5 protein-coding genes are annotated in these 15,741 nt (G+C 47.1%); 4 read left to right on the top strand and 1 reads right to left on the bottom strand.

Features of this window, described 5'->3' with window-relative positions:
• Positions 1–127: 127 nt before the first annotated feature.
• On the bottom strand, positions 128–11,500 hold the full coding sequence (locus L4D78_RS18605) for a retention module-containing protein (RefSeq protein ID WP_428468328.1): 11,373 nt from the start codon (positions 11,498–11,500) through the stop codon (positions 128–130).
• A gap of 218 nt (positions 11,501–11,718) precedes the next feature.
• Here L4D78_RS18605 and L4D78_RS18610 point away from each other — a divergent pair, with 218 nt between their 5' ends.
• Genes L4D78_RS18610 through L4D78_RS18625 form a run of 4 tightly spaced genes read left to right on the top strand, consistent with a single transcriptional unit; the run spans position 11,719 to position 15,735 of the window.
• Positions 11,719–13,089 (top strand): HlyD family type I secretion periplasmic adaptor subunit, encoded by a 1,371-nt coding sequence (locus tag L4D78_RS18610; protein ID WP_428468329.1) that lies wholly within the window; start codon positions 11,719–11,721, stop codon positions 13,087–13,089.
• Positions 13,090–13,135: 46 nt separating this feature from the next.
• Entirely contained in the window at positions 13,136–14,422 is a 1,287-nt protein-coding gene (locus tag L4D78_RS18615) for a TolC family outer membrane protein (protein WP_428468330.1), read from the top strand.
• 10 nt (positions 14,423–14,432) lie between these two features.
• Entirely contained in the window at positions 14,433–15,047 is a 615-nt protein-coding gene (locus tag L4D78_RS18620; protein WP_428468331.1) for an OmpA family protein, read from the top strand.
• Between the two features lie 31 nt (positions 15,048–15,078).
• The gene (locus L4D78_RS18625) at positions 15,079–15,735 is read left to right on the top strand and encodes a transglutaminase-like cysteine peptidase (RefSeq protein WP_428468332.1); all 657 of its coding nucleotides are present in this window, start codon (positions 15,079–15,081) and stop codon (positions 15,733–15,735) included.
• Positions 15,736–15,741: the final 6 nt, after the last annotated feature.

The following is a 15,741-nucleotide window of genomic DNA, read 5'->3' on the forward strand; positions in this document are numbered from 1 at the left end:
GCAATATTCGTTCCATTTATATTTGACTTACTTTTTAATATGTTAAAATTTCAACGGGCATTCATTGTAAAAAAATCCGACACTTTAACTGCATTAATGAAATCATTACGCTAATTATTGAAAGCTGCTAATCAACAATAAACACGCCGTTATTAAATAGCTCATTGATAATTTCGCTCGATGACGAGCCAGTGCTTAAGCCCAGCGCTGCAACATCAATATTTTCCAGTTCAATATTTTGCTGTAAGGTGTCGCTAGCCGATACCGCTAAATTGACCGTTTCCTCAGCATCTATTTCAGCATTGATATTATCAAGTAAGCGCTCGAGATCATCTTCGCCGTTATCCGGCAAAATATCAGCAATATCAAGCTGATCAATGGTAATTTCAAAATCTTTAACCGTATCAGTATAAGTGGAGGAGCCATCACCAAGATCATCGATCTGCCATGCAAAGACATCACGAACCCCATCGCCGGAAGCATTGCGTTCGCCCCCCCAAAGTTCGTCGTTCCCCTCACCACCAAACAGCTCGTCTTCGCCATTGCCGCCGATTAAAATATCGTCAGCTAACCCACCCAATAAGGTTTCATTCTCATCACTACCGACAACGAGATTTTCAGCATCTGAATCGCCAACACCAATCTGGTTGCCAGTGTCGACAAGATTATCTATCCGTACACCAATGACTAATTCTGATGACTCAGCTTCGCTACCATCAATCTCTTGCGATATTGCCACCAGCGTTAAGCTATTCTCACCTGCCGCTAAGTCCGCAATAAACAGATCATCTAACAGGTCAACTGGCACACGCCAGCTACCATCACCGTTATCAGTACCGACCTCGTTACCAATAGCATCAACCAGACGTCCATCACCCAAGTTTCTGACTTCAACAAATAGCGTTTCATCGGCATCAACCGCAGTAACAACCAATCCAATTAAAGGGACTAAAGCACCTAAAGCCGCGCGCGTATTGGCTAGCTGAGGAATCGAGAGCGTGAACAACGGTGGCTCGGGCTTTGGTGTCACCGTAATGTTAATGGTGATATCGTCTTGCAGTGACCCACCAGTACCAACATTACCGTTATCATTCACATTGATGCTAACCACATCGTCACCTTTGAAATCAGGATCCCCCTGATAGGTAACACCAGCATCAAGCAAGGTATTAATCGCATCAAGGCTTCCCTCAATCAACAGACTATCAGTGCCGTTCCCCGTAATGGTTAGGCTGCCATCATCCACAACGGTGATTTGTCCGTTAGTTACCGATAGTGACACTGTCATCACGCCAGTTGTGCCCGTTTCATTGAAATCGACATCGGTGACAGTAATACCGCTAATCACTAGCGGGGTATCTTCTTCTACGGTTTGATCATCGATATCAGGCAGCTCTGGCGCATCATTGACCGCTTCAATATCAAGGGTAATAGTCTGAAAAACGGCAATATCATCAGTCGCTACATCAGCTTGATCGACTGAACGAATATCTAACGTGAGTTCACCATCCCAATTATTGTTATTCGCATTGCCCGGAATGAAAACCAAGCGATCAAGGTCTGATGCATCCACCGTGACCAACCAGCTGCCATCATTATTGTTGGTTACTGTCCCTGTCACGCCGTCAGGCAAAGCTATCTGGCTGGAATCAGGTATGTTACTGATAATAATTTGCAGGGTTTCCGGCGGATTCTCGACCACATTGGTACCAGTTCCGGTGTAACTATCGCTATCATCAAAGGCTTCAATATTGAGGATTAAGTCAATCGCACCATCTTCTGTGCCTTCTGCTGTTGGGGTTATGTCGGTATCGACCCTATCGGCTATTGGGTTCACCACAACGGTAAAATTGCTACTAAATTCAGCGGGCAATTCTAGACTTTCTTCTTTTGAAAACACCACCACACCCAATTCAACCGTACCGCTGAAATCTTTCGGCGGGATCAAACCAAGGCTACTCAAGTCGAAGGTGGTACTACCCGGCGGTACAGAGACACTCCATTCACCACCACCATTATTCGCAGCCCCATCAATGATAAAACCTTCCGGCACATCCACAATTTTGATTGAGAGAATTGACTCCGACCCATCAATATCAACAACAGAGCCTCCAATACCTACAAAACTGATTGCGCCGGAATCTTCATCACCCACAACAGGTGTATCCGCCCCCGTAAACTCAACCTCGTCATTAACGGCAATAATTTCAAAACTAATATTTTCAGAGAAACTCGCCGTATCGACTTCAGTATCATCACCAAGGGTTTCATCAAACGTAGCAGTATCATCAATGGTAACGGCAATGTTTAAGCTGACATCACCACTGAAATCTTCAACTGGGATATATTGGATATTGTCTAACAGGGTTAAATCAGTAATGGTCAAGCTGGTGACTTGCTCGCCGTCTTGATTCAGTAAAAAACCACCAGATCCACTGACATCGATCACGACCGATTCAACGGTCTCTAACCCTTCTTGTTGGGTGGTACTGATATCGGCAACAGCTGCTGTCACATTCAAAATAATGATGCCATCTTCAAGGGCTATGCCGGGGTATATCACCTCTGGCTCACCATCTTCAATCGGCTGCTGATCTGCATCTAAGCCTTGCGTTTCAACCACGGCCACACCAATATCTGGTACACGTTCATTATCGCCGGTACGCTCTGGTACATCGACAATCGGGCTTATACGGACAGGAATGGTGTCGAATACTTCGTTGGTATCACCGCTGGCGGTATCGGTATTCACGTATTTCACCGGTAGAATAAAGTCCCCAGCAAAATCCTGAGGCAAATTAAGAGTGATGCCAGATAAATCTAGCGAGCCATCGGCCTGAACCGATACCTTAATCACGTATTCACCAGTAACAAAGTTAAAGTCCATGCCAGAAATACTGGCTCCCGGCGGAAGATCCGCTGCGCTGATCACCAAAGAAAATTCATCTTCCAGCTGGTTATCACCTGCCGTATCAATACTCACGATCTGACTAAGAAAATTACCCAAATCAACAGCCGTATCTTCTTCACCTGTGACAATAATGGTGTCATCTGTGATGATCTCACCAGCAAGTTGATCGTTCAGTGCGCCAGCCAAAAAGTTAATCGTGATCTCATCGTTAACAATAACAACGGTACTAACATCGCCATCATCACTTTGGTCTTGTACCTCAGCAGCTAGCTGAACGGTCACCTCGCCAGTAAAGCCTGCTGGAGCTAAGATCTGAATATTATCAAAACTCCCACTCGGGATCGTCCAACTGCCATCACCATTGTTGATCCCGCCGATCACGACAAAGCCTGTTTCCGGCTCATCGGGGAAACTGATCACAATAGATTGAATGTTCTCAATACTACTCGGATCAAGATCGGTAAAGATAATTTGCCCATCAGCACCATCACCACCGGAGAGATCGACTGAACCATCTTGTGATTCCAAACTATCAACAGCCTCACCGTCTACTTGTACCTCCAGCACACCATCCGGCTCGACTACCGCACGAATGATGACATTGAGCGTACCGTTGATGTCTTTGGTATCGGTAGCATCAGAATCAACATCTTCTTCGGTTACCGTCACTAAGGTCGTAATGGCAGTATCATCCGTTAAATTCAGATCGGAATCTTCCGGCGCTAATAATTGTAGCTGCGCCCCATCAAGCAATAAATTCAGCTCAACTTCGCTCAAGGTAACCGAGCCTGTTCCGTCTATCACTAATGGGGTGATCGCACCACCATCATTAATTTGCAGCTGATAATCAGCACCAACGTTTTGGATCACCAGCCCTGTGATTTGCTCTTTGTTATCGGTGAGGTTCGGCTGCCAATTTAGGTTAATAAATTCATCTTCCAAGCCGTTACTTTGTAAGGTGTAATCACCCGCATCAACTACAGGTTCAATATGAATGATTAACTGGGCATCGAAGACAGCTTGATCACCGTCATTTTCTGTCACCACAATGCTGGCATCGAGCACGATATCAGTCGTACTGTTTTCAGCAGGGCGAATGGTAATCGCAACGGGCTGCTCCGGATCACCGATAGCTTCGCCGTCGAGTTTTACTTCGTAACGAGGTAAACCAGTATCAGGGTCAAAGCCGACAAACACCAAGGTTTGCTCATTGCCAGCAGCATCAAAAATCTGTGCTCCTTCAGGAATATTCGAGATAACAAAGGTCAAGGTTTCTGACTCATCAAGCGGCGCATTAGCAAATTCGCCTGATACCAATGTGAAATCTAGGGTGGCATCGGTATCTTCATCAATGGTGATTTCAAGCCCCGACTGACCATCGGGTAATGGCGTCCAATCAGTACCATCAACAATAAAATCAGGCTCATCGACCACACCCGTTAATGCAACTTCGATAAATTGAGCAGGAGTAACCAGCACATCTTCGACCGTTTCAACCGTGCCGTCTTCAAGGGTGATATCAACGACGTCCTTAACCACGCCTTCCACCTTAATGTTGAAATCGACGTTACTCTCCGGCACGGGAATTAGCTGTACTTGATCCAGCTCGTCGAACAAAATTTCGTACACGCCATTTTCATCGGGCTGCAATACTGCTCCGTCTTGTTCAAGCACGGCCCCTACAGGTAATTCAGAAATCCGGACATACAAGGTTTCGACGCCGAAATCATCATCGGTGTCATCCAATTCGATTAAATCAATCAAAGGAGCAAGTGCTATCGCTTCATCTTCCAATGAATCTACCCGACGTACTTTTAACTGGGCATCATCAGCCACTGGCAACACATTCACCAATAGCTCGACGGTGGTTTCTGCGGTTTCAAACTCAGGAACAAAATTACCCCGCTCTCGACTTTGCCCGGTCAAATTTAGCCTGATATCACCGCTAAAGTTAGGTGCAGGATCGAGCTCGATAGAATCTATCGAACCGACTGGCACTTCGAATATGCCTGAGCCCGGCTCAGTTTCAGTAATACCATCGCCAATAATTTGCCCTTCACCTTGGGTTATCGTGATGAAGTAGGTCAGTACCTCGGAGCCATCAAGATCTTCGAGCATTGCTTGGAATGATTCAGTCAAGCTGATGTTATCGCTATCTTCCAAGCCATCACCGTAGAAGGTCACAGTGGTATCGGCAAAACTTGGCGCATCTGCAACCCCCAGCACATCAATCGACAAAGTGCCGGTTTGCAATGGATGGTTTGCACCATCATCGGTAACCACTTGCGCCGTTACTGTGAAATCAAGCAGATCGTTGGGCTCATCAAGGGTTGAATAATCAATGTCAGAAACGAAGGTGACACCCTGTAATTGATATACCCCGTCGCCGTCAGGATCAGTAAATGCCGTTGCAGGAATGAGTATCTGATTGCCATCAGGAATCAGCAGCGCACCATCAAGATAAAATTCCCCGTGCGGCTCAGCAGGCAGTTGAATGAAAACCTCACCGATTTGCTCGCCCCTATCTTCATCACCAACATCAATGGTCATCAATACTGGGATCCCCAGAGCAGGATCATTCAAGGTTTCATCAGGATTGCGCGCTTGATCTTCAACACCCTCGGCTTGATCGATGATCAACGTCGGTGCTTCATCGGTAATGGTGATCGTCAGGGTACTGATACTAATGTCGTCATCACCGTCAGTCACCTCAAAATCGACGGCAGTGGTAATTTCTGGATCTGGACTAGGTACAATAGTCGACACAAAAAATACCTGCCCTTCAGGCGAAATAAACAAATCCCCCAACGCCAGACCATCTTGCTCTATAGGGAAAATGAAAAATCCATCAGGGTTTGGGGTACCTGTTAATTCCAATCTTTCCCCATTGATAATGACTGCAGTTACGACTGCATCATCCGCCCCTTCCTCGGGCACGGTGAGCACATCAAGGGTCTCGGTTGTACTACCTTCCTCAACAGGAGAAAACGCGGCATCGGACGTCTGTGGAATATCATCAATCACAGTTACCACTAGGCTTTCCGGATTGCTGACATCGCCATCAAAATCTTGGGCGCTAACAATAAATTCCAGCTGTAGCTCATCGTCGTTATCGGGTTGTTGATGATCCAGTGCGCCCAGTAACTCAAAGGAGTCGTTTTGATTCGGAACAAAAGTCAGAACGAATACCGCAACACCATTTACCTGCCCTTCGTAGCGATTATTAGCGGTATTAACCAATACAACCTGTTCACCGCCAGCAGTGAGTATTCCTGTATTGGCTTGGTTAAACGCATCGACATCAACCAAGAAGGTTTCAATGTTATCGGATCCGACATCGATACCAACTTCACTACCATCGGTTTCACCATCACCGCCGGGATTCGAACCGGGGTGAAAATCCCCACCCTCATCGATATCACTTTCCAATACGGTTAACGCCGGAATGGCATCAATTACAGGATCAACCCCGTCGGTAATGGTGGAAGTCACCAACACAGGCGTAGTTAGGCTATCACCATCGGTATCTTGAAGCTGGATTGGCCAGTCAATTTCAATGGTATCGTCTTGCTGACGAACCAAGCCGGTGGCATCGGTACCGTTATGATCTAAAGGTAAAAACTGGGTCACGGTGACGGTAATATCGACTTGTTCACCGTCAGTATTTTGCACGGCCTCCAAGACTGCGGTAAGCACCGTTTCACCACCTGCGGTCAGGGTCAATGTATTGGTATCTGCAAACCAAGTGGCAACCACAGCAATTCCGCTGGCTGTCACCTCAGCTTGCAACTCATTGATCAAAGAATCGAGCTGGGCTGGATCCAGAGTGACCGTTGCAGGATCGAGCCGATCAACACCGGCAACAACAGTAACAGAAGCAGAATCTGATACTGGATAACCCAACACTGGATCATCTGGCGTGAGATCACCTTCGGTAAAACCTAATTCGGCAGTATTTCCCCCTTCGGGATCAACACCATCTAGAATGGTGACATTAATAGTGCCCTGTTCACTGATGTCACCATCACGGTCTTCGGCACGGATAGCTAAGGTAAGGTTGTTGTTATCTGGCGGGTCAAATTGGTCTAGTGGCAGCAATTGAGTTACAACGTAACTTCCGTCAAGTCCAATTTCGATATTTAATACGACACTATCGGGATCGCTCGCTAATGTGACGGTTACCTGATTACCGTTAACCTGTGTTGTGGTAGCAAAACCATTACTTGTCAGGCCCGCTAAACTGGGTTGGTTAGCCTCAAAAACCAAGCTAATAATGTCGTCACTACCCGTGATGACCTCAATATTACCGTCTCCGGAAGCTATGCCGTCTTCAGCTTCGTCCAAGACGACACCACTGTCATCACCAAATGACGGATCATCCCCATCTTCAACAGCAACAGTAATCACCCCTGTACTGGTGTCACCATCATCATCACTAACCACAATATCCAGCGGCAATGAAATCACATCACCGTCGAGGTGATCCAGGTTGTTGCTGAGCAAAACTTGGTAGCTGCCATCGGGTTGAATAACAACAGACAAGACAGGCACTTGTTGGTTGCCCTGCTCAATAAACGCATTTAACGTATTACCATCAACGATTTCAAAACTAACTGGCTCACCATCACTGAATAAGCCAGCCAAACTAGGTTGCTCATCAGTAAAATGGATAAACGCTACATCATCACTGCCGACATCAACCTCGATATTGCCAGTGGCTGGGGTATTCAGATCGGCGCTTTCATTTACCGCGACACTACTGTCTTCACCCAATAACGGAATATCCCCATCATCAATAATGGCAGTACCCGTGATCGGGAAAACCAAGCTATCGCCATCCACATCTTCAAGCTGAATGGGTAACGCAATTGAAATTGTATCGCCATCGACAAAAACGAAACCTTCGCTATTGCCATTGAGATCATGATCCAGCGGAGCAAACTGAGTAACCGTTAGGATCACTTGGGCATCATTGCTGCCTACAACTTGTTGGGCATTCACCGCCATACTCAGCACTAACAAGCCTTCCGGACTACCATCATCTAGCCGGCCTTCGAGCAAACCTGTGACAACATCGTAGCTAAAGGTGAGTGGCTCACCGCCAGAGGAAAGCTCCGAACCAAGCTCGGCCAAGATCGCAGCTAAAGCACTTGGGTCTATCTGAACGGTTTCTGGCACTAGACGATCAGATCCTGCAGGTACGGTAATACTCAAGGTACTGGTGGCAGGGTATTCATTGGGCACAAGATCAGGCTCGGTGAAACTGACATTGATCTCACCGCCCCCTTCCGGATCATCGCCATCGGTTACATCTATGCTTATCTGACCGTTGGTCTGGTCATTATCGTTATCGGTGATCATCACATTGAGCGGCAAAGTGGCTGTATCATCATCAAAATGATCGATGGTGCCAGTTAAGGTCGCGGTAAACTCACCATCGTTCGTTATGCTTACGGCGAGTATGGTGTTGCCCAATTCATCTTGCAGCGATACTTGCGAGCCAAGCGGATCCCCCTCCACCTCCCAAGCCAGTACACTGCCATCGCTGGTGAAAGGTACTTCGGGCTGGCTATCGGTAAACAGCAAGTTGCGAATATCATCGCTCCCTTTGTCGATACCAATAGTGCTCGTCACTGGCTGGCTGTTATCGTCAGTCTCATTAACACTAAGTCCTGCACCTTGTTCTAACGCCGGAAACTCGCCGTCGATTATCGTGGTCGTGACAATGGCTGGCGTCACGAGATCATCACCATCGGTATCCGTCGCCATGAGTGGCAAGCTAAGCGTAATTTCAGTACCAGAAGTCGTAATATAAGGTGAGCTTTGGCTCGCCTCAAGATGGTCAAGCGGCACAAACTGGGTAACAGTTACCTCACCTGCAATCCCACGATCATCGCTAGCTTGTACTGCCGATAAAGCCAATGACACGGCCAAGGTATCATCTGGCAAACGCCCTTCAAGCACCCCTGTATTTTCATCAAAGCTAAAGGTTATCGCTTCCCCAGCCGAGGTTAGTAGAGACTGAAAATCATCGATAACTGCCTCTAACTGAGCGGGATCTATGGTAACGCTATCAACCACTAGCCTGTCTGAGCCTGCAGCTAACGTTATGGATGCCGTGGTCGAAGCGGGGTATTCATTTGGTTCTAAGTCCGGCTCGGTAAAGCTGGTTTGTGCGGTTTCGCCACCCGCTGGATCAGCACCATCTAGCAAGGTAACTGTGATTTGGCTTTGGTCGCTGTCACCATCATCGTCCGTCACCAGTACGTCAATCGGTAATAAAATTTGGTTGCTATCGACCGGCTGATCAAAAGCGTCACTCATAACAACCTGATAGCTGCCATCAGTCTCAATCGTTACGGTAAGGATTTCTTGGCTCGTGCTGTCAAAGCTCGCACTGGCAAAAATAGTGAGCTGGTTTTGGCTCACTTGATAGGTAACAGGTTCTCCGTTAGAGCTAAAACCATTAATCACATTCGCCAAATCGGCGTTATTAATGATCACCAAGCTATTAATGTCATCACTACCAACGTCAAGAGCTATCTGGCTTTCGCTGACCACTGGTTCTGCACCTTGGTCTGGGTCAATTACCGTTACGCCGTCATCAAGACCAAATGCAGGAAATTCACCATCATTGATTGTCAGCGTGAGTATCGCAGGCGCATCAAGAAAATCGCCATCGGTATCATTGGCTTGAATTGGCACAGTAATGACAATTTGCTCGCCGTTGACGGTAACTCGGCCACTGTTATTACCTGATTGCAGATGATCGAGCGGCAGCAATTGCTCTAGTGTGGAAGTCAGGGTTAGCCCGAGTCCATCAGCGCTTTGTACCGCAGAAATCGTTAGCTGTAAGGCGATATTCCCATCCGCCAATGCACCACTTAACACGCCTGTTGCAGGGTCATAGCTAAACACTAACGGTTGATTACCTGAACTGATTTCATCATTAAGCTCTGCAATTAAAGTATCGATTTCCAGCTCATCAATACGAACGCTATCTGGGTCGAGCCTATCGACACCTGGTTGTAAGTCAAACTCATCACTACCATTAACCGGGTATTCATTTGGAATGAAGTCAGGCTCGGTAAAAGTAATCGCACCTTCTTCGCCTCCTGGCGGGCTGTTACCATCAATAGTGATCAATAACGCATTGCCAGGGGCAATATCACCATCAAAATCAGTGGCTGTCACAGCAATAGTAAGTGCCAACTCTGCACGTGTGAGCTGATCGAGCGGCAACATTAAATTCGCGACATAGCTACCATCGGTTTCAACCACCAACGACAGTACCGTTTCACCACGTGAATCCACCAGCAACAATTGATTGCCAGCGACTAATACTTGGGTCTCAAACCCATTACTGGTGATCGCTTCAAGATCCGGCTGATTGGGGTCAATGGTAATCGTACTAATCTCATCACTGCCTACATCAAGCGGGATAGCGCCATCGACATCCACACCCAATGAATCGGCTTCGTCGATAATTGTGCCCGGATCAGTTCCAAATTGTGGGTCAACCCCGTCGAGCATACTGGTGCTGACTTGAACCGGTACTGTCAGCGAATTTCCGGCTAAGTCTGCCCCCTGAATAGCTAACTGTACCGATAAATTATCATTGCTATTGGTCACCAAACCCGAGGTATCCCCGTTCGGTAGGTGATCAACCGGACGTGATAACGTCGTCGATACTGTGACGGAAACATCCCTACCCTGCTCAATTGCATCAATTTCAATACTAACAACGGCCTCTCCGCTGTTGGCTTGTCCTGCTGCTATCTCACCAATGATGGTATTAGTTGCAGCATCAAACCGAAAATCGACCGTTTGACCGCTCGAGGTGACTTCACTACTTAGTTCAGCCAGTAATACCGAAAGGGTCTGTGGGTCAAAGCTAAACGATGAAGCATCAAGCGGCAGCGAGCCTGCCGCAACCAGTACCGTTGTTGATGACACAGAAGGGTATGTATTGGGGGAAAGATCCCCTTCGGTAAGCTGCATTGCACCGTTTTCGCCACCGGAAGCGGCAAAAACAGGGGCAATATCATCAACAATCGCAGCTTCGTCGGGCGTGAATTCGGTCTCAAAACCAGCGTCTGCGAGCGTACTGTCGCCGTTATAATCGACCACGACAAACCCACTATTGGCACTATCATCACTTACAAACCCTGCATTCCCTGCCGCAGGCGCATCAAGTAACTCTGTTGGATCGCCTCCCGCTAGAATCAATGCTTGTAGCGATTCAAAATCCTCAGCAGATAACCCACCGCCAGTTGCACTCACTGGTAATGTATTTATCGGATTAACAAAAATACTGTTGTCGGAAAGGTTCTCTCCCCCCCCCAGCTCTGGCGCAATTAACACACAGGTTGGACAAGGCCAGTCAACCAGCACAGGCTCACCGTTTTTCATCACAACGTAACGAGCCGATGAATCAGCAAAAATCAATGTGGGTGAATTGGGTAAAGGGTACTGAGAGTCCACAGCATTGTTAGTACCGTCAGGCAGGGCAACGTAGACCGTACTTTGTTCAACCTGAATATATGCAGGTTGAGGAGAACTTGAAGATAAGCGAGAAGAATCAGCCATAGCACTTACTACACTCTAGGGATGTGTGAAGTGTAGTCTCAATAAAGAGTCAGAATTCAAAAACCATGAACGAATCTCAGCTTTTAGAATTCCCACTCTCGCAACGTGATCCGCTTCGTTCTTGCCCTATGCTCAAGGTCTATTTTCTGGTTAATCACCGTTAGCGTTACCATAACTATACGGAACTTACTTGGCTGACGTGTCTTTTATTAAGAGGCATGATGAACGCAAAGAACAAGATAAATCAAAAGCATATCGACTATATCGATGATAGTAGCTCAGCCTTGCTGCTGAAGGCACCTAAAAGTGCGAGCATCTTGCTTTGGCTAGTCATCATTTTTCTTGCGATTGCTCTTTTTTGGGCAGCTAACGCCCAGCTAGAACAAGTTACCCGAGGACAAGGAAGGGTGATACCTTCACTGCAATTACAAATCGTGCAGAACCTTGAAGGTGGCATTGTTAAACAGATTTTGATCACCGAGGGAGAGCAAGTAAGTTCTCAACAACCTTTGATCTTGATTGATGATACCCGTTTTCGCTCTGACTTTGATGAAAAGGCTATTGATTTAGCTGGCCTAGAAGCCGATGCCATTCGTCTAAATGCCCTACTCGATAGCGTAAAAACAGGTAAGCAAGCCATTACAATAGCGACCGACAAGTTAACATTTTCAGCCCCCTTTTCTGAACAGCACCCTGAGCTTGTTCATCGCCAGCGCAGTGAATACCGAGATACCCTCGCGAATCTATCCAATCAGTTGTCGGTCATTAGCCAGCAAATCCAGCAGAAAAACAGGGAATTGGATGAAGCCAAAGCGAGGCTAGCTAACCAAAAACGTAGCCTATCACTTGCCAGCCAAGAATATCGCATTACTAAACCGTTGGCTGATGAAGGGGTTGTCCCCAAAGTCGAGTTATTAAAATTACAACGGCAGGTGAATGACACCCGTAGAGAAGCCACCTCTACTGAATTGAGCTTACCGGTGATCAGAGCCGAGTTAGGCGAAGCAACCTTAAAGCGACTCGATATCGCGTTGAAATTTCGAACTGATATGCAATCTGAGCTCAATCAAACATCAGATAAACTCGATACGCTAAATCAATCACATATCGGTCTAAAAGATAAAGTTGCACGAACGATAGTTACCTCTCCTGTGAATGGCACGGTTCATAAAATCCATATTAATACGGTTGGCGGGGTGATCCAGCCAGGTATGGATTTAGTGGAAATCGTCCCCACCGAAGACAGCTTATTGGTAGAAGCCAAAATTGCCCCGAAAGACATTGGGTTCCTCCGTCCCGGCCTGAAAGCCAAGCTCAAGTTTACAGCTTATGATTTTACGGTTTACGGCGGGCTCGATGGCACCCTCGAACACATCAGTGCCGATACCGTGACCGATGAGCAAGGTGATAGTTATTACCAAATACGGATCCGCACCGATAGCAGCCATGTACTTGATCGCGACGGCGGCCAATTACCGATAATCCCCGGAATGACTGCCGCTGCCGACATCATTACGGGGCAGCGAACCGTACTTCAATATTTACTTAACCCCGTGCTGAAAGCACGCCACACGGCACTGAGGGAGTAGTCATATGCGCTGTAGACAACTGCCAAAAAAACCAATGAGGATACTAATGTCCGCCTGTTTAAGCTTAGGGTTGACCAGCTTGAACCTTCTGGCACAGTCATTAGAACAAGCGGTATCAGAAACGCTGGCTACCAATCCAGAAATAAAGCGAGCATATAATGAGTTCATGAGCAGAGATCAGGCAACACGTGCTGCAACGGGGGATTACCTTCCTTCCGTTGATATCAGTGCCGGAGCTGGGTATGAAGACTACGATAACACGACAAATAGCACCGGTGACTATGACCCACTGGACGCAAAAATAAGTTTGCGCCAACTCATCTGGGATGGCTCTATTACCTATCACGATATCCAACGTAATAAAGCCGAATCAGAAGCACAGCGCTACCAGCTATTAACAGATGCCCAAGACAAAGCGCTAAGAGTGACCGAGATTTACCTCGATACACTGGAAGCCCAAGAAGTATTGTCACTGTCACAAAATAACTATCAGGTTCACCAACGCATTTTCACCGACATCAAAAAACGCACCGATGCGGGTATTGGCTCAACCGCTGATCTTGCCCAAATTGAAGGTCGCCTCGCCCGCTCACGCTCTAACCTTATCGCGGCTGAAAACAACCTACAGGATAAAACCACCGAGTTTTACCGCGAGGTGGGAAGTATGCCTGTGGATTTAATAAAGCCAGAGGTCGATCAGAACTACGTACCGGGATCGCTGGAGTATGCATTAACCCAATCTAAAGAAAACAACCCAGTACTATTTACTGCAAGCAACGATATCGATGCAGCCCACTACCAATACAAGCAAGCCAAAGGTGATTTCTATCCAACCTTTACTCTTGAGGCATCGCAAGAATGGGGAGAAGATCTAGAGGGTACACCCGGCCATACCGATGAGTTCAAGGCAGGGATAAGAGTGCAATATAACCTGTATAACGGTGGCTCAGATTTAGCCAAGAGCCGTCAAGCCGCCTATCAAGTTAGTCAATCAAAAGATGTCAGGGATCGCGCTTATCGCCTGCTAGAAGAAAGTACTCGTCTGGCTTGGAGTGGGATGGAGTTAGCCCTCAAGCAAACCCAATTTTTACAACAGCATGTTGATGCTTCCTCTCGAACAGTCATTGCTTATGAGAAGCAATTCAAAATTGGAAAACGCACATTACTGGATGTACTAAACACAGAAAATGAACTCTTTGAAGCCAGAAAATCCTACCTTGACGCTCACTACGCGGGCATCTTGGCAAAGTATCGCGTCTTGAATGCAACTGGCCTGCTATTAGAAGAAATGCGGGTCGATGTACCTGAGCAATGGACATCATCGGTGAGGTAGGAGGCAGAGAATGAAAATACACGCACCTAAGTACATTGCAGCCATTTTTACTGCGGCCTTACTAACGCTGCTTAATGCCTGCACAACCGATGCTGATATTCCCCCTGTTGCCGAGCAATCGTGGGATTTACTCGATGACGACAATGATGGCGTGATAAACGCACGAGATAAATGCCCGAATACTCCCCTTTCCGCGATTGTCGATAATGACGGCTGCCCTACGTATGTTGAGCGTAGCGAATCTAATGATTTACATATCTTATTCGCAAACGACTCTACGGTGATCCCAGCCTCGTTCCTGCCCCAAATAAAAAAGATGGCGCAATTTTTAGCGCAATATCCTGAAGCTCGAATTGAACTCAAAGGTTACGCCAGCCCAGTGGGCGCTGCTGCTTACAATATTGGCTTGTCACAACGGCGGGCAAAAGTGGTACGACAGCAACTGATCAGTTTCGGCGTTGATCCCGCTCGGATCAAAACCCTCGGCTTTGGCGATAGCGAGCCTGTGGTAGCCAGCACGGTAGAGCAAACAAATACCCTCAGCCGTAGAGTCACGGCGAGGGTAAGGGGGGAGCGAGGAAATGTGCTTGAAGAATGGACTATCTTTTCACTTCGCACTGATTAGTACTGGTTGAATGATGAGAGGATTTTCCGTAATGCTATTCTTACTCACGCTGCTGTCAGCATCAGCCAAGGTAAATGCCCTGACTCAATCCGAACTGGATAGTATTGCGCTTATTCGCGCATCCTACGGTGAACGTGCAGGATTACGTGTCACTGCATGGCGTCAACTACTGGCTGATATTCGCCACAGTGATGAGCGGCTATTACTGGAACATGTGAATGACTTTTTTAACCAGTTACGCTTTTTAGATGATATCGATATCTGGGGCAAAGATGATTACTGGGCAACGCCCTTAGAGTTTCTCGGCGTTGGGGCGGGTGATTGCGAAGAATTCAGTATCGCCAAATATTTCTCGTTGCGTGAGCTCGGGATGGATGATGAAAAGCTGCGCCTGATCTATGTGAAAGCCATCGAATTAAATCAATTTCACATGGTACTGGCTTATTACCCTACCCCTTCATCGATCCCTCTGCTGCTCGACAACCTTACACCAGAAATTGTTGATGCCAGCCAACGACAAGACCTCCACCCTATTTTTAGCTTTAACGGAAGCAAGTTATGGCTGATAAAATTACAAGGAAAAGGTGAACTGGCTGGCGATGCCGGCCAAATAAAACAATGGAACGATCTTCGCCGTCGTTTCAGCAGCCAACAGCTGGCTCAACCTATTGTCAATTTCGACGAATAATGTGGA

The sequence above is a fragment of the Photobacterium minamisatsumaniensis genome (genome assembly GCF_050336695.1).
GTDB lineage: Bacteria > Pseudomonadota > Gammaproteobacteria > Enterobacterales > Vibrionaceae > Photobacterium > Photobacterium minamisatsumaniensis.